The following is a 16912-nucleotide window of genomic DNA, read 5'->3' on the forward strand; positions in this document are numbered from 1 at the left end:
TACTGTTGCGACCTTATTGTTGAGACAAAGTGGGCTGGCAGTCAGCAGTTGCTTTCGGGGCAGTACCTCGCAGATAAGGTACACTGACTGCATTTTGACAGTCATCCGTTGCTAACAAGCCGCTGCGATAATCCACCAGCTTCCACTCAATATTGTCGTGATAGCCTATATCAATTGGCGCTGTGTTAATGCCAGCAAACAGGTCTGTGAAAACCGGTAGAGCTGCTGTTGAACCAGTTATATTCGCATCCTTGTTATCATCTCGCCCTACCCAGACAACCGCCAGATGTTCGCCAGACAGGCCAACAAACCACGAGTCTTTCAAATCATTAGTGGTGCCGGTTTTTCCTGCAAACGAGGTGAATGGATTAGAACGACGAAGGTACTTAGCGGTACCCTCCTCTACAGCAAGTTGCATGGCTGCCTTGACCAGATAAACATTTAATTCGCTGGCAACTCTTTCAGCGGTAACCGGGTAACGCTCCAGCAATTGTCCACTATTATCGGTAACGGCAATGATTGATGATGGTTTAATACGCATCCCATTGCTGGCTATCGATTGGTAAAGCTGTAATAGCTCAAGAGGTGTTAGTTCAAGGACGCCAAGTGGTAAAGCATCCAATGGACGTACTTCTTTTTCAACACCGGACTTTTCCACAAAGTCAGCCAGTCTTTGAATCCCAACTTCCTGACCTAAGCGTGCCATCGCTACGTTATAGGATTCGCTCAGTGCACGATAAAGTGGCACCATGCCATGGAAATTACGATCAAAGTTTTGCGGCTCCCACATAGTCCCATCTCTTTGTTCCAAAGATAATGGGAAGTCACTGATATTCGATGAAAGATTGTAATCTGGATTCTGTTCCAGAGCCGCCAACATGACAAAGGGTTTAATCACCGAACCAATTTGGCGTCTGGCATCTATTGCTCGGTTATAACCGGCAAACCCTGCCTTGCGATCACCAATTACCGCCAGAATATGTCCGCTCTGACTGTCACTTATGATGGCTGCCGCCTGCAGAGTTCCTTCTTCCTGCTGTCTTTGTTTTTCAACTTGGTTAACGGACTCTTCAACCGTTTTCTCGCTGTACATCTGAATCACAGGGTCAAGTGTGGTAAAAACATTCAGCCCTTCTGAATTTAGCTCATCATCCGAGTAAGAGTCCTGCAATTGACGACGAACCAGGTCCATAAAGGCAGGCACGTTGGACAAATGAATACTCGGTTTTCTAACCAGTGAGAGAGTCGTCTGCTTTTCCTGCTTGAGTTCGCGCTCAGTTAAAGTACCGGACTGATGCATCAGTTCCAGCACCAGGTTGCGTCGTTTCATGGCATTTTCAGGATGGCGTCTTGGGTCATATACCGAAGGGCCTTTTAGGATTGCCACCAGTAGAGCCGATTGGGCAGGCGTTAAGTTCTCAACGTCTTTATCGAAAAAGAAACGACTGGCAAGACCAACCCCATGAATGGCTCGTGGGCCATCTTGACCGAAATACACCTCGTTGAAGTACGCTTCCAGAATTTCATCTTTCTCATAATGAACTTCCAGCAATACCGACATTACCGCTTCTCTGAACTTGCGCCACAAACTGCGCTCGTTAGTCAGGAAGTAATTTTTCACCAGCTGCTGAGTCAAGGTGCTGCCGCCCTGAGTCCCGCCATCTGAAGTGATGTTGTGCCATAACGCTCGAGCAATTGCTTTCGGCGATACACCACTGTGCTCATAGAAATCCCGATCTTCTGTAATGATCAGTGCCTTAATCAGATGTTCTGGGATTTGCTCCAACTTAACGAGGATACGATCCTCCAGTCGGTTAGGGTAAATCTGCCCTATCAATAAAGGATCAAGCCTTGCCATCTGTAATGGCTCACCCAATACGTGATCTTTCAGCTGGTTGACACGACCATTGCGCAGGCTAAAGGCAATCTGCCGAGCAGGTTGCGTCTCATCCCAAAAGACGAATGGACGAACATGAATATAGTAATAATCACCGTATTGCTCGTAATCCCCAGCGCGGGTTGCTTTAACTGCCTTACGATAGCCTAGAAGCTCCAATTCCTGTTCAAGGCGAGTTGGTGTCAATGACTTGCCATTCATCAATTCCAGTGGCTGAGCATAAACTTTAGCCGGTAATTGCCAGCGGTTGTCTTTAAATTGGCGCTGGATCACCATGTCGCAGTAAATCACAAAGGCAATAAACAGCGCCGTGAAGATCAGGCTTCCACGCCAAAACACCTTTTTCCAAGGTATTTTGCGCCAGAAACTTTGCTTTACTTGCTTTGACTGCTTCTTCTTAGAGGTTTTTGCGCTTTTCTTTACAGGTTTTTTAGCCATTTTACTTTATCGGTATTAATCTCGTGACTATGATAGTAACAAATTCAAGCCAACTAATGTTATGCCATCTATAGCAAAATCTGACAAAAATATGGCTCGTCTATTCTTTGCCATAGACCTACCCCAGGAACTGAAAAACCAGCTTGAGCTGCTACAGAAGATGTGTCCTTTTTCCGGACGCCCCGTCAGCCCTCATAATTTTCATATAACGCTACTGTTCTTAGGAGAGGTTTCTCGACACCAACTGGAGGATATTCTGGAGGCTATTGAAATCCCTGCCATTAAACCGTTCCAGATTGAATTAAACCAATTTGCCTACTTTCCAAAAGCCGAAGTAGGTTGCCTTGAAGTCGCTCCCAGCAAACAGCTAATAGAGTTGCATCAGCATATTAATCGCAACCTGAAACAGGCTGGTATTCATATTAAACAATCGAGCAAGCCTTTCAGGCCTCATATCACACTGTTCCGAGATGCTACAGTTCAGTCAGAAATTACGCAGACTGTAGATTTTGAGCTTGGAGTGGATCACTTCTGTCTAATGGAATCGCAATTTAATCAGAAAGGTGTTTATTACGAGGTTATTGAAGAGTGGCCGACTTATGAGCCGACCATCAAAGAGCAGTTTTTTGGTATTAAAGATTAATCAGTTTCACTCAGGACAAAATTGACACATCAAGATATCAACTGCTCAAACTCTTTAACAAAGCTATCCACCACCACAATTTGGTTACGACCTTTGCTTTTAGCGCTGTACATAGCCTTGTCGGCATCGGCAATTAATTCCATCAAATCATAACCGGATAATTGCGTGCTGGTGACCCCAAAGCTGGCTGAAATATCAAACCGATAACCGGTTTCTGTTGTATCTACCTGCGAGATTGCTTTACGGCAAATTTCTGCCAGTTGCTGAGCTTTTTTCAGATTACAGGCCGGCAGGAAAATCGCAAACTCTTCACCACCCAAACGACCCGCAAGATCATTCTGCCGACAACTGGTTTTGACCACTTCAGCGGTTTTCTGTAATACCCAATCGCCCACCAGGTGACCATACTTATCATTAATGGATTTAAAATAGTCCATGTCGAATAGTATAAAACCAACATCCTGCTTTTCCTGCTCACTTCTCTGCAGGATCGCTTTTGCCGTTTCATAAAAGTGGTGACGCGAACTGAGACCGGTTAATTGATCAGTTTGCGATTGTTTGCGTAAACGAATTTGATTTCTCTTTATGCGATAAGTCCAGAAAGCAAGCGTTCCAAGTAAAACCAGAGCCAAAGCCAGAACCAGACGATTATTAACCGCTTCTTTCTTAGCCAAGTCCTGTTCTAATTTAAGTAAAAGGTTTTGTTGATTTAATTGCTCAATTTTTTGCTGCTTGCTTTCTGTCTCATGCTCGACTAACTGGTATGCCAACTGTTTCGATGATTGATCATTCTTATATCGGTTAATTTTCACCAAATACTCTTCCAGAAACTCTAAGGCCTGATCCAGCTGACCTCTTTCTTTTAGCAACTGAGAGTTTAGATAATATGCTTCTAATAGCCAGGTTGTTACCGTATCTCTGTTATTTTTTTCAGCGGTTTCAATTGCCTTGTTAGCATAAAGTTGAGCTGCTGAGCGGTCCCCAAGGGCACTCAAACTTAAAGCATTTAAAGTGTAGTACCCTGTTGTTAGATAACTGTATCCCAATTCCTCAACAACTTTTAGCTGACTATTTATTTCTTCACTAGCCTCTTTATATTCCCCACTTCTGATCATGTCTGCTAACCAGTAAAACTTTGCAGAGAGGGCGTAGACCGGTTCCTTTTCAGAACAGTTTTGATACGAATACTCGAGAAAGTCAGCTTCTTGCGCATCTATTTTAGATAGTTCATACCAGGTTTGAGCCTTTACAGCAGCAAGCAAGCATTTGTCTTTTAAGCCCGCAACAGTATCATCAATCTGAGTTAAATGACTTAAAGTCTGCTCTGCCAGCTCGTACTGACCTACTTCATTATAAACAATAGCTGCCACCTGATAGATATGATTACGTAGTGAGTCTTCTTGATCATTAGCGCTAGCCAGCACATTTTTTATCAGCTCAAGCGCCGCAGCATAGTCCTTATTTAGCACTTGCAAGTTGGCCAAGGCTAACTTGGTTCTAATGACTAATGGGTTATGGGCTCTACTGGCAATGACCTTATGATAATATCCAATTGCCTGTTCTGAGTTCCCTTTTAATGCTGCTGCATATCCTAATAAATAATTTCTTAGTGCTTCATTTTCTTCATCGGGCAACTGAAGCCCTGCGACATAATCTATCTGCTCGAGGAACTGCTGAGGATTTGTAGTTCGTAAGTGGTTAGCAATTTTCAGTTCTTCAATATAAGTAATCTCAGTGGCCTTTAATAAACCACCGAGAATACCGACAAGAATTATGGAAAATTTTGAAATCGAACGTGTGATGCTACGCGATTTTAATTTCTTCTTCCCTGGAGTCATCCTCTGAAGTGTCCTCATCATCTTCTGCAGGTGCTAAAATCACTGCAACATTGGTATTAGCCCCTAATAAACTTTCCAGTTTAGTAATATCTCTTTGTGCAATTGCTTCTGCTAGTTCTTGCTCAAAGCCCAAAGCCGTTAATTCAGAAACTGATTGTGACTGTTCTGAAGTAAGGTTAGCAATAGTTTCGATAAGTTGTAAATTGTGGCTCATTTTAATCTCCTTTAAGTGTTGATAAGACCATTAGTTACAATCATTTATTCCTTACTGGTGGTATGACAAGCGTTGTTTCCAGGCTGGTCTCAACATTTGCTAATTGTTGTAATTGTAATTTTTCTATTCTTGATTCTTTAAATAATACTGCTGCTGATTCATAAAGAATAACTTCATGGCTTTCAGGGTAAATTGCAGTCAGTTTCTTTTTAAGTGCTTCTAGCTTTTCTTTTGTTGTCTCAAATTGAGTGAGTTCCTGATCCCCTGCAATCCCTATCTGCCAAAGTATTAAATACGCACTTGGCTCAATATTCTTATTATGAATCATATACTGCGTTGTTTCATAATGCTGACAGCCGAACTTGCCGGGGTCAATAGCTAAATCAGCATATAGGCAGTCTTCTGCCGATATTCCCGGCTCCATATGAGCTTCAAAGCCTTCTTTTCTAGCTGTTTCAATAACTCGATGGGGAGCAAGTGCAAATACCCCTGGATGTCCGTAAAAAGCCGCACAGACATTTTTGCCGGCTCTAACTTCCTGCATAATTGCAGCAATCATTTGTTTATAGGTTTCGAGACGTGACTTGCCCTGCTCATAATATTGCCCTAAGTCATGAATATTGGGGTTAAGCTCCTTTATCCAGCTTCCCATCAAGCTACTTGCAACGGCCATGAATACAATATCTGCCTGCTCAATTTGCTGTTTTGAAATGGGTGTCATGTGCACCATGAGCTTTATTCCCGTTCCCACACAAACCAGCCTACCTTTCTTATTCAAAACTCATCCCCAATTCTTATTCTCAAACACCCAGTAGCCATAGTCATCATCATTCTTATAATTCTCGAATCCCATACTTTTGACCATGTTGATACTGATATCGTTTTTATGTTTTATACGGCCATATAACTCATCGATTTGCAGCTGGTTTAAAATATCTTTCGTTAAACCCCTAATAGCTTCTTTTGCAATTCCCCGGGCGACAGCCTGTTTTGCTAAAATAACCCCCAGCTCCCAGTTACCATTAAAAATACTTCTTTGGCTAATTCCTATTAAACCCAGCTTTATATTCTGTGTTTTGTTTATGATAACCCACAACATGCTGTTTGATGGATTCTGACCTGAAGCAGCTATGTCCTTTTTGAATCTTTCCATAGCCTGGTTATCACTCAAAGCATCACCAATATGTTGCATCGTCTCCGAGTCTGTAAACAGTGAAACATAAAACTGCTGATCGGACTCGGTGACTAACCTCATACGTAACTGGGTGCTTTCAAATGATGCAATGCTACTTTCGCTACTAACCATTGGCTACGTGTATAGTTCTTATTTCCCCAAACACTCCTGATAATACCCATCAACTGTTTGAATAACCACCACTTTATTATGTTTAATTCGGTCACTATCTGAACATAAACAAACTTTTACATAAACAATGCTTGCTTCAGAAAAACTATTTACATTTTTACGGCTGTACCATAAAGTTTGCAGCCTATCCTATAGACCAGATTAGACACCCTCTTGATGGCGTTACAATTTGAAAGTAAGCATTTCGACTATAAACCAACATCTACTGATGATGGAGATTTATTTACGAAAATATACACTAACGCAGAACTTATGAAGTATGTTGCACCACCTCTTTCATATGAAGAGGTCACAAAACTTTATCAGGCAAGCCTTGTATAATGGTCCTTTCAATCAGGTAAATTACTTAATTTTGTTATCCATTGTAAGAAAACTGGCCATAAAATCGGTCTTTGCGGTGTAAAAACTTCGGATAGTTATACTAAGCAAGGACATATAGGAGTAATGTTACTTACACAGTACCAGTCTAAGGGCTTCGGAACAGAAATACTTATTGCTTTAAGTGCTTTTTGTTTTAACTCACTGGGCTATCATAAACTTCTAGGCCCACCAGTCCCCGGAAATACTAAGTCAATAAATATGCTGTTAAATGCAGGTTATCAGAAGGAAGCAGTTTTAAGAGATAATTGGTTCATAGATGGACAGTATATAGATACACCTCTATATACATTAATTGAAACAGATTTCAGGAAACAGTTTACCTCTGAGCTATTTAAATAACTCAGAGGTAAATATTATTAGGCTTCAGGTGTAAGCAGTAAAAGCTTATGATCTTGGCCATTTGTTGGCTCTAGCAGTAATAGCTTAGAGCAACTTTGCATTTCTTGTTCTTCAGTAACACCATATAGCTCAAGTACTGCTTCTGGGTTATTTTTATAAACTCTTTTTAGCTCAGAGTTAGTCGCTAAATCAGTTAACATCTTTACAATTTTAGTATCCATTTTATCCTCTCTTTTTTATAACCAGTCATTAATACTATATGTAAGTGACAGGTTGTCAATTAACACTCTGTAGTATTTTTGTAGCTCTCTACGGTCAATCCGAAGTGTTTTAAGCCCTCTTCATCCAACTCTAATTTATGCAAGGGAGGTATAACCATTGTGCTACTCATACTTAATTCTTTATCTGGTAAGCTACTTAGCGGGAATCGTTCAATTCTTGCTTCTTGGGTAGGTAAAAACGGAGCCTCATATATAATCACTTCGTGAGATAATGGATACCAGCGGTTCAAATAGGACACAGTTTTTTCAAGGTTGCTTCTTGAGGTACTAAAAGATTGTAGTGTCCACTCTCCTGCAAGACCAATTTGCCACAAAATCACATATGAATATAAGTCTAAGTCATGCTTATAAAATAGGAATTGAGTGGTCTCGTAACCCTGACAACCGCTCGCCCCTGGATCTATCCCTAAATCAGCAAATAAACAGTCTTCTGCTGATATACCAGGCTCCATAAAAGCATCATAACCTAGTGCTTGTAATTGCCTGATAGCTTCATGAGGTGCCCATGCAAATACTCCTGGATGTCCATAAAAAGCACCAACTACTTTTTTCCCCGACTTTACTTCATTGACGATAGCCGAGACCATATCTTTATATGTTTCTTTTCTCGACCTATCCTCTGAATATAAGTTTTGCAAACTTACAAAGTTAGAATTCAGCTCACTAATCCAGCTCTCTGCAATTGGATCTGGCAAAACACCGAATACAATATCAGCCTCTTCAATGTAGCTTTTTGCTATAAGCGTAATTTGCCCCGCCAATTGGATACCTGTTCCCACGCAAACTAAAGAGCCTCTGCTAGTTTCCTCTCTCATTATCTCCTACCCCCTTTATAAAAACACACTGTAAACAGCGAGCGTTAAAGCTTTATTGCATTATTTACAGATATCATTTTTTTGAATTTCGCTCTTTCTAAATACCAAATTTGATTATGCTGGTCTTTAGTGTTGCCAGCATACTCAAACCCTAATTTTAGAACAGATTTTTGACAAGGGATATTTCTTGCTGGAATTGTTCCTAATACTTTTTGGAGGGGGTAATGGTCAAAAACATTTGTTAACAAGTCCGACATAATTTTGGTTCCATAACCTTTTCCTATGCTAGGTAAAGATAAAACTGCTCCTATTTCCCATAAGCTATCTACCTTTGTCAAACCTACAAACCCAAGAGGCTCAATTGCATTCTCTACAAACCAAATATATCTCTTTTTTTCATCTTTAGCTCGCTCACTAATTTTATCTTCAAATAGCTCCTCCGCCTCTTCTTGTGAAAAAGGACGGCATATGTATCTCATAACTTCAGGGTTTGAATAGAGACTTACAAAAAATGATTTATCTACATCTTCAAGAAATCGGTACTTTAAATCTCTGCTCTCGAACTTTTCTAATGACTCGAACATTCGGATGGTTAATTTATTGTTTGATATAGCCTAGCACAAAAAAGGGAGCCAATGGCTCCCTTTTTCCCAAACACAATTTAGTTTATTTCAACAATTTGGCGGCGATGGTTCTAAAACCATGACCGGTTCCGCCTGCTGAGAAATAGGCGGTTGGATTGTCGTTATAGGCTCCAGCAAGATCAACATGAATCCAGCCTTTGCCATCATTCGGCACAAAGCGTGACAGGAAGCCAGCGGCATTGCTGGCACCACCCGGGCCACCACCTTTGACAGCGCGGCTGTTAGCTGTGTCAGCAAAATTGGATGGGCATTTAGCTGCATGGAACGGCTCCAAAGGTAATGGCCAGTGACGCTCATTTTCACTTTTTGCGACATTTAGATAGTCATTGCGCTCTTCATCGTCAAGAGCGAACACGGCATTATAGTCTTCGCCGACGGCGGTAACGGCTGCACCAGTAAGCGTTGCTGCATCAATAATCAGAGGCGCGCCAGTTTGACCGGCTAGCAATAAGCCATCCGCCAGAACCAATCGACCTTCCGCATCGGTGTTATGAATCTCAACCGAAATACCGTTAGGGTATGTAATGATGTCACCCAGCTTGTAAGCATGACCACTGATCAAGTTTTCCGCACAGCAAAGATACAGATGAACCGGCTTATCAAGACCACGCAAAATAGCTAACGCCAAACCAGCGGTGACCGTCGCTGCACCACCCATATCTGCTTTCATGTGCAGCATGCCGGCACTTTGCTTAATACTGTAACCGCCGCTGTCAAAAGTAATGCCTTTACCGACTAATGCCGCCACAGGAGCCGAACTGTCGTTCTTAGGATCAAACTCAAGCTTAAGGATTGCTGGTGGTCGGGTGCTGCCACGTCCTACTTCCCAGGTTCCTACATGACCTTGCTTTTCAAGATCCTGACCGGAGACAATTTGATAGCGCACATTGTCAGGTGCCAGACTTTGAATAAAGTCGGCAGCTTCCTGTGCCAGAACCTGTGGAGCTAGCACTTCTGGGGTCTCATTAACCATGGAGCGCATCCAGCGGCTGACCTGCATACGTGCTTCAAGTTCTTTATTGTCATCATCAGACAGCTCAGCAAAATCGATCTGGACATCAATTTTTGGATCATAAGCACCCTGGAAAAAAGCCCATTGCTGCTCAAGCTCCCACTCGCCTTCAAGAGTGAAGAAAGAAAGTCCCTGACTGACCAGTTTACGGGCTGCCATTTGTACCAGGTCAGAACCTTCCGCGTGAATGGTTACTGCATCTTCTTTGTAGCTTAATAATGCACCTTCGCCCCATTGCGCCGGCGCGCTATCTGTTGATAACAAAACTTTTAAAGTCATACCAATCCTTAATTAAGTTGTTTGTCTAGTGACACTGGCTGTTAGCAGTAGCTAAAGGAAGCGTCTAGAACAAATGCCCCAGTTTCGATTGCTTAGTTGAAAGGTAATCTTCGTTATGAGGGTTATGACCATATTTGAGTGGAACCCGCTCTACCACATCAATGCCAGCATCTATCATCGAGCTGACCTTACGCGGGTTATTGGTCATCAAACGAATTTTCTGTATACCCAACTTATCCAGCGCATCTGAAGCAACCTTAAAGTCGCGTTCATCAGCACCAAAGCCTAAATGCTCATTAGCCTGTACTGTGTCCATACCCTGATCTTGCAGAGAATAGGCACGAATCTTATTGGTCAAACCAATACCACGACCTTCCTGACGCAAATATAACAAGACACCTGCGCCCTCTTCCGCGATTTTCTGCAACGCCGCTTTTAACTGAAAACCACAGTCACAGCGCAGGCTGAATAGAGCGTCACCGGTTAAACACTCAGAGTGAATACGCGCTAACACTGGCTGCTTGGTTTCCCATTCGCCAAATGTCAGTGCAACATGCTCTTTACCATCTTCAGCCTCAAGCGCATGGATCGTGAAATCGCCCCAAGGGGTGGGTAAGCGTGCGCTCAGGCTATCTTTATGCGTCATTAAACCGTCTTCCGGGGTATTTAATTGAATGAAACCGCCATTTTACACCATGTTCAAAGCAGAAACAGCATGATAATATGTTATGTCGACTATAAAGGATGAAAATACAGTGAAATTAAAATATTTATTTTTGGTCAGCTTTTTTCTGACTGCTTGCGCTACCACTCAAAACCAGAGCGATACCAATTTTTCAAACTCATATAACGATTCTATTGAATTACCTCAGGACCCTCACTCTCAGGCCATTATTGATATCCTTAGAGTAATGAGTATTCCACAGATTGCCCGCGTTGCCATGAACAAAAAACTGGCTGAAGATGAAACTCAAAACCTATCTCCAGAATACATTCAATGCATTAATGAGCAACTGACTGACAATCAAGTATACGCTCTAATGCTCCCCGTTTATAAAAATAACATTGACCAGGAAAGCGCTATTAAATTAGCCGAGTTTTATACCGGAACCACTGGTCAGAAAATATCGACCATTCTCAAGATTAAGCTCGGAGAGTCCTTACCTCAGCCCAGCATCACGCAAGATGATGTCCTTGCCATGGCAAAGTATCGCCCTCTTCTTGAAGAGCTGAAAAAGCCCGAGCTGCAAGAGCAGGCAAGGGTTGCAGGCTATAACCTTGGAATACAAATGGGGCTGCAGTGTGCTGCCACAGGATCAATTTAGTTTTCTGCTCTAATATTAAATATTAATACCTTTACAGGGGACACTTTATGAAACTTACTCAAACTCTGGCTTTGCTTCTATTTTCTATTGTAACTTCGACGGCATCATTTGCTAATGACCGAGGTCAATCTGATGATGCTCATACTCAGGCCGTTATCGATATATTGGATGCTATAGATACTCCCAATATTACTCGCCGAGCCATGATGAGCTCATTCGCGCAGGATACATCAGGCGATATCACCGACGAGTTTGCTAATTGCGTTAATGATAATCTGACTGATGAAATGTTGTATGACATGTTTATTCCTGTCTATACATCAAATCTCGATCATAATACGGCGGTCAGACTGAGTGAATTTTTCAAAACTGAAACCGGCAAAAAATTCGGTATCATTGTTCGCATTCAGACAGGTGAAGACCTTCCAATGCCAAACATGACTGCTGAAGACATGAACGTTTACTCACAGTATGAAAACGATATTCTAAGCCTTGGCAACGAACAACTGGTCGCAGATGCGGAAGCAGCCGGTATGGAAATGGGTATGCAGCTTGGTCTGGATTGCGCTATGGGACAGTAGTCATCATCGCAACTTTTAAAAGCCGGGGTTACCCGGCTTTTTTTATTCTTTAAAAACTACTGATTTTAAGAACTGCTCCAACTCCTTCCAGAACTCGTCCCAATCCCCAGGTGTATCCGCATGTGCAGTCTCATACACTTTATGCGTGGCATCTTCCCTAACTGTCAGCAACTTATTTAAAGCATCAATTGGCACAGTTTTATCTGCCTTTCCGTGAATCAGATAGACCATCCCCTTGTATTCCGATAGCGCCTTCACGTTGTCAAACGGATGCTGAACCAGAAAAGCGGGTAGCAGGCGTTTGTAGGCAAGATCCACAATACTTGAGTATGTGGACATCAGGACAATGGCAATCGGGTTATGCTTTGGTACCAGGGTCAGCACCGCTCCCCCGCCCATCGAACGCCCCAACAGAACAATCCGATTTTTATCAAGCTGTTCCTGCTTTTCTACCCACTCATAGGCCAGATTCATGGTTTCTGAAATACTGTCAAAGCTGGGGCTTCCATCACAGCGCCCATAACCCGGATACTCCACCAGCACCACGGCATAACCATGCTCTCGCATGTAATCAACACGCGGCGCCCAGTCGTCGATGATATTACCATTGCCATGCGCCACCATTAGTACCGGAAAAGGCTGCTTAAAATTTTGTAGTGGTGGCAAATAAGCAACCTCAAATTCTCCCTGGGAAAATTCAAGACGATGAATCTCACCACCGGCATCTTCTATCAAAGCAGGATCAGAAGGTGGTAGTTCATGTACTGGGAATAACATTCTGTGCTGAATAAAGTAGAAAGCAAGCAGATACAGAAGGTAGGTAACAAGAGGGATTGTAATGAACCAGAGTAAGGTTGTCATAGAGCTCCAATAAGCTTTTTATTGCGTCTGTTTTTTATACTGTTAGAATCAAATCATTCTAACAGAGCCCAATCATTTTTTAACGCTTAGAGTAATACTAGTATGTCACACATTTGCTTAGTTACCGACATTAAAGACGGCCAGGCCAAAGCCTTTCCCTACAAAGATCGCGATTTGATCGTGGTGCGTCGAGGGCTCAATGTTTATGGTTACGTCAATCGCTGCCCACATGCCGGTACTGATTTGAATTGGCAGGATGACCAGTTTATGACAGACGACGAGCAATATCTGATGTGCTTTACTCATGGCGCTTTATTTGAGCCGGAAACTGGCAAGTGTGTTGCAGGCCCATGTGCCGGAGCCCATCTCGGAGAAGTTCCACTGGAAGTGGAAAACGGAAAAGTCTATCTGGCAGAATAGTCTCGGTACCTCACCCCAATCAATGAAGTGACTATCTCCACAACCTCTAATATGGGGCGGTTTCGTTGCAAAATGTAACAGCCCTATTGCAATCTTAATCAATATTTTTAATACTACTTTTTGTGAAACAATTCACAAAAGTTAATGGTAGGGGAATATATTGAGCATACACGCACTCATAGCGTTTACATCTAGCTTCTCTTCATCATGGCTACCACTCATATTAATCATGATGCTAGCAGCAGGTCTTGTTATATCCATTTTCTTATGGCGCAAGGCAAGTGACGAATCCATAGCGACAAAAAATCTACTTAATGCCCAATATCGAACCCTAAACTCAGTCGTAAAGTTTAAATCTCTTGAAGACAAGCTTGACGACATCTGCTCCCTCATAGAAAGTCAGATAGACGATGCACTCAGCTCTGTAATGCTTGCTGATGATGCTGGAGAAACTCTCAAACCTATTGCCTCGCCACAGCTTCCACAGAGCTTCTTGCAGGCACTGGACGGCTTGCCCATTTCTGAAAATATAGGAGCTTGTGGCTCGGCCGCGGCTACGGGCAAAGCAGTAATAGTAGATGACATGCTTAAAGATAGTCGCTTTGATGAGTTTCATGATCTTATTCATGGCTACGATTTAAGAGCCTGCTGGTCACATCCTATTTTTTCCAGTGAAAGTAAAAAACCAGTAGGCACTTTCGCTCTTTATTTCAGAAAGCCCCGCTCACCTAAAGAAGGTGAGCTTGACCTCATTCTTCGAAGTCGTGATCTTGCCGCATTGATCATTGAGCAGCATCAACAAAGATTAAAGCGCGAAAGATTTGAGCAACACAATCGCTCCCTTTTTACTCACAACCCTGAAGCAGTATTCACCTTCGACCTGGAAGGTCGCTTTACCAGTGTCAATAAAGCTGCTTGTGAATTAATGAAATGTAGCCAGGATGATTTACTTGGTCAGCATTATAGCGTGGCCGTGATTGAGCAAGATCTGGCTAGAACCAATGAGCATTTTTATGCCGCTAGACGCGGAATACCTCAGCGATACGAAATTTGCACCCCTGATATGCAGGGAAATATTCATTATCTTCACATTACCAATATGCCTATTATTATTGATGGTGAAGTGACCGGTGTTCACGGCATTGCTCTTGACATGACCCGAGAAAAGCAACATGAAGAACGAGCGAAAATACTTGAGCGCAGCGTTGAATCAAGTACCCATGGCCTCCTGATCAGTGACGCTCGAGCTGATGATTATCCCACGATATATGCCAATCAGGCATTTGAAGAAATCACAGGTTATAGTCAAGAAGATATACTGGGTAAAAACTGTCGAATGTTACAAGGTCCAGATACCGACCAAAAAACACGAAAAGCTATTAAAAAGGCATTGCAGAACAATGAGGAAATCTCCACTGTAATAAAGAACTATAAAAAAGATGGTACTCCTTTCTGGAACGAGCTGCTGATTTCCCCAGTTAAAGATGCTCACGGAAAAGTAACCCACTTTATTGGTCTGCAGAATGATATTACCGAGCGAATTCAGCGCCAGGAAGCATTAGAATTCAATGCTTCACACGATCCATTAACCCACCTTAAGAATCGTTCCGCTTTGGAACGATATTTGATGGAGTGGGTAAAGAGCAACGATAACTCCCACAATATCTATATTCTCTTTATTGACCTCGATGGTTTTAAGCCAATCAATGATAGCTTAGGACATGAGTTCGGAGATCAGGTGCTGGTTGAAACAGCTCAACGCCTCAATAACGAAATTGTTGAGCCAAACATGTTGGCCAGGTTTGGTGGTGATGAATTTGTTGCCGTGATTCAGGATCTAACTGACCACGAGCAAGTCGAAGTGTTAGCACGCAAACTATTAACGATAGTCGGTGAGTCCTACAAAGTTGATGATATTGAGGTTTCGCTATCAGCAGCAATTGGTATTGCCTCCAGTGAAGAAAGCTTCAAGCACCCTATGGAACTGATTCAGCGTGCTGACATTGCGATGTACGAAGCCAAGAAGCGTGGTGGCAGCTATATCTATTGGCACAGCGCTGAACTGAATACCAATATTGATCAGCAGGTTGCTATTCGAGCACAACTGCAGGACGCCATCCAAAACAATCAGTTTGAATTATTCTATCAACCGATCATGAGTCATGATAATAAAATAGGTGGCGTTGAGGCTCTAATTCGTTGGAAGCACCCGATTAAAGGCTATATTTCTCCAGCAGAGTTTATCCCCGTTGCAGAAAGAACAGGACAAATTATCCCTATCAGCGAATGGGTACTTAACCAGGCTTGCAAAGACGTTAAGGACTTGAAAACTCTCGGTGTGAACTCAGTCTCTGTAAACTTCTCACCGATCCAATTCTATCGTGAAGACTTCATCGAAAAGATTGCCGAGACCCTAAAAACACACTCCATACAGCCTGGTGACATCACTGTGGAAATCACCGAAAACGTCTTAGTCCACGATACGGCTCACATTACAGTTCTGCTCCAGGAATTACGCCATCTTGGGTTGGATGTGGCGATTGATGACTTTGGCAGCGGCTTTGCCAGTTTGCGTTATCTCAATATGCTGCCTGTCAATAAACTCAAGATTGATCGCTCCTTTACCGGCAACATTCATCAGAATGCTCATAACGCTGCAATTACTCGAGGCATCTTAGGCATGACCACTGAAATGAAGATCGAAGTGGTCGCTGAAGGCGTTGAAACTGACGAAGAGTATCAATACCTTCGCGAGCATAAATGTGACTTTATGCAGGGCTATTTATTCTGCCGCCCCATACCAATAAAAGAACTGATAGAATGGGTGCAAAATCGTCACTAATACTCTTGTAATGAAATTCTCTCCACCGCTTGAAAAAGCAACGCTAAAAAAACGCTACAAACGATTCCTGGCTGATGTTCACAATAAAGAACATGGTGACTTTACGGCTCATTGCCCCAATACTGGCTCGATGAAAAACTGCTGGCATGAAGGCGATACCGTCTGGTTGCTGGACTCAGAAAATCCCAAACGTAAATATCGTTACACCTGGGTTATTGATGAAACTGCTGATGGTGATTTGATTTGTATTAACACTCATCTGGCCAATCAAATTGTGATGGAGGGGATTGCTGAAAACACAATCAAGCAACTTAAGGGTTATGATTCTGTCAGACAAGAAGTTAAGTATGGCGATGAGAAAAGTCGTATTGACCTGTTACTCGAAGACAACAAGAAGCCTGACTGTTATGTAGAAATCAAAACGGTCACTCTTCTGGAGCAGGGAAAACAGTTTAATTCAGGCGCTGGTTTCTTTCCTGATGCAGTCAGCACCCGCGGGCAAAAGCACCTGCGTGAACTGATGGTAATGGTTGAACAGGGTTATCGTGCAGTGCTGTTCTTTCTTGTTCAACATACAGGGATCAAGACAGTCAGCCCAGCAGCGCATATTGACCCGCAATATGCTAAGTTATTAGATCAAGCTGCTACTGCAGGGGTTGAAATTATTGCCTATAACACCCATATCAGCTCCGCTGAAATATATTTAGGTAACGAACTACCCGTTATTATTCCCTGA

Annotated in this window: 17 protein-coding genes and 1 pseudogene; 7 read left to right on the top strand and 11 right to left on the bottom strand. The window is 42.6% G+C overall.

The window, feature by feature from the left end; genetic code table 11:
• Positions 1-13: 13 nt before the first annotated feature.
• A complete protein-coding gene (mrcB, locus tag B158_RS0100190; RefSeq protein WP_018623298.1) occupies positions 14-2335 on the bottom strand; it encodes a penicillin-binding protein 1B in 2322 nt (773 codons plus the stop codon).
• 61 nt (positions 2336-2396) lie between these two features.
• Between mrcB and thpR the strand changes: the two genes are divergently transcribed.
• Entirely contained in the window at positions 2397-2978 is a 582-nt protein-coding gene (thpR, locus tag B158_RS0100195) for an RNA 2',3'-cyclic phosphodiesterase (RefSeq protein WP_018623299.1), read from the top strand.
• A gap of 29 nt (positions 2979-3007) precedes the next feature.
• On the opposite strand, the gene B158_RS0100200 is transcribed toward thpR, so the two are convergent.
• Genes B158_RS0100200 through B158_RS0100215 form a run of 4 tightly spaced genes read right to left on the bottom strand, consistent with a single transcriptional unit; the run spans position 3008 to position 6336 of the window.
• Positions 3008-4816, bottom strand: a complete 1809-nt coding sequence (locus tag B158_RS0100200) for a tetratricopeptide repeat-containing diguanylate cyclase (protein WP_018623300.1) — start codon at positions 4814-4816, stop codon at positions 3008-3010.
• Positions 4782-5030 carry a hypothetical protein gene (locus B158_RS0100205; RefSeq protein WP_018623301.1) on the bottom strand — a complete coding sequence of 83 codons (249 nt, stop codon included), beginning with the start codon at positions 5028-5030 and terminating at the stop codon, positions 4782-4784. Before B158_RS0100205 ends, B158_RS0100200 begins: the two co-directional genes overlap by 35 nt.
• A 40-nt stretch (positions 5031-5070) precedes the next feature.
• Positions 5071-5781, bottom strand: a complete 711-nt coding sequence (locus tag B158_RS0100210) for an SAM-dependent methyltransferase (RefSeq protein ID WP_228127084.1) — start codon at positions 5779-5781, stop codon at positions 5071-5073.
• A 30-nt stretch (positions 5782-5811) separates the two neighbouring features.
• Entirely contained in the window at positions 5812-6336 is a 525-nt protein-coding gene (locus tag B158_RS0100215; RefSeq protein ID WP_018623303.1) for a GNAT family N-acetyltransferase, read from the bottom strand.
• 411 nt (positions 6337-6747) lie between these two features.
• Between B158_RS0100215 and B158_RS13660 the strand changes: the two are divergent.
• Positions 6748-7116: pseudogene (locus B158_RS13660) on the top strand (GNAT family N-acetyltransferase); the annotation flags it as partial.
• 17 nt (positions 7117-7133) lie between these two features.
• On the opposite strand, the gene B158_RS0100230 reads toward B158_RS13660, so the two are convergent.
• The 5 genes from B158_RS0100230 to ribA form a co-directional block, all read right to left on the bottom strand.
• Positions 7134-7337 (bottom strand): hypothetical protein, encoded by a 204-nt coding sequence (locus B158_RS0100230; protein WP_018623306.1) that lies wholly within the window; start codon positions 7335-7337, stop codon positions 7134-7136.
• A 59-nt stretch (positions 7338-7396) separates the two neighbouring features.
• Positions 7397-8212, bottom strand: a complete 816-nt coding sequence (locus B158_RS0100235; RefSeq protein WP_018623307.1) for an SAM-dependent methyltransferase — start codon at positions 8210-8212, stop codon at positions 7397-7399.
• Between the two features lie 44 nt (positions 8213-8256).
• Positions 8257-8796 (bottom strand): GNAT family N-acetyltransferase, encoded by a 540-nt coding sequence (locus tag B158_RS0100240; protein WP_018623308.1) that lies wholly within the window; start codon positions 8794-8796, stop codon positions 8257-8259.
• An 82-nt stretch (positions 8797-8878) separates the two neighbouring features.
• Positions 8879-10147 carry an aminopeptidase PepB gene (pepB, locus tag B158_RS0100245; RefSeq protein WP_018623309.1) on the bottom strand — a complete coding sequence of 423 codons (1269 nt, stop codon included), beginning with the start codon at positions 10145-10147 and terminating at the stop codon, positions 8879-8881.
• A 64-nt stretch (positions 10148-10211) separates the two neighbouring features.
• Positions 10212-10793, bottom strand: coding sequence for a GTP cyclohydrolase II (ribA, locus tag B158_RS0100250; RefSeq protein ID WP_018623310.1), 582 nt, complete (start codon positions 10791-10793; stop codon positions 10212-10214).
• 109 nt (positions 10794-10902) lie between these two features.
• Between ribA and B158_RS0100255 the strand changes: the two genes are divergently transcribed.
• Both B158_RS0100255 and B158_RS0100260 read left to right on the top strand, forming a co-directional pair.
• Positions 10903-11472 carry a hypothetical protein gene (locus B158_RS0100255; protein WP_156823027.1) on the top strand — a complete coding sequence of 190 codons (570 nt, stop codon included), beginning with the start codon at positions 10903-10905 and terminating at the stop codon, positions 11470-11472.
• Positions 11473-11519: 47 nt separating this feature from the next.
• A complete protein-coding gene (locus B158_RS0100260) occupies positions 11520-12053 on the top strand; it encodes a DUF2059 domain-containing protein (protein WP_018623312.1) in 534 nt (177 codons plus the stop codon).
• A 42-nt stretch (positions 12054-12095) separates the two neighbouring features.
• Here the strand turns inward: B158_RS0100260 and B158_RS0100265 are convergent, their stop codons facing one another.
• Positions 12096-12914: an alpha/beta hydrolase gene (locus B158_RS0100265; RefSeq protein ID WP_018623313.1), complete on the bottom strand. Its 819-nt coding sequence runs from the start codon at positions 12912-12914 to the stop codon at positions 12096-12098.
• 102 nt (positions 12915-13016) lie between these two features.
• Here B158_RS0100265 and B158_RS0100270 point away from each other — a divergent pair, with 102 nt between their 5' ends.
• The 3 genes from B158_RS0100270 (at position 13017) to sfsA (ending at position 16912) form a co-directional block, all read left to right on the top strand.
• A complete protein-coding gene (locus tag B158_RS0100270) occupies positions 13017-13334 on the top strand; it encodes a Rieske (2Fe-2S) protein (RefSeq protein WP_018623314.1) in 318 nt (105 codons plus the stop codon).
• A 160-nt stretch (positions 13335-13494) separates the two neighbouring features.
• On the top strand, positions 13495-16176 hold the full coding sequence (locus B158_RS0100275) for a sensor domain-containing phosphodiesterase (protein WP_228127047.1): 2682 nt from the start codon (positions 13495-13497) through the stop codon (positions 16174-16176).
• A 10-nt stretch (positions 16177-16186) separates the two neighbouring features.
• Entirely contained in the window at positions 16187-16912 is a 726-nt protein-coding gene (gene sfsA / locus B158_RS0100280) for a DNA/RNA nuclease SfsA (RefSeq protein ID WP_018623316.1), read from the top strand.

This window comes from Kangiella aquimarina DSM 16071 (genome assembly GCF_000374105.1).
GTDB lineage: Bacteria > Pseudomonadota > Gammaproteobacteria > Enterobacterales > Kangiellaceae > Kangiella > Kangiella aquimarina.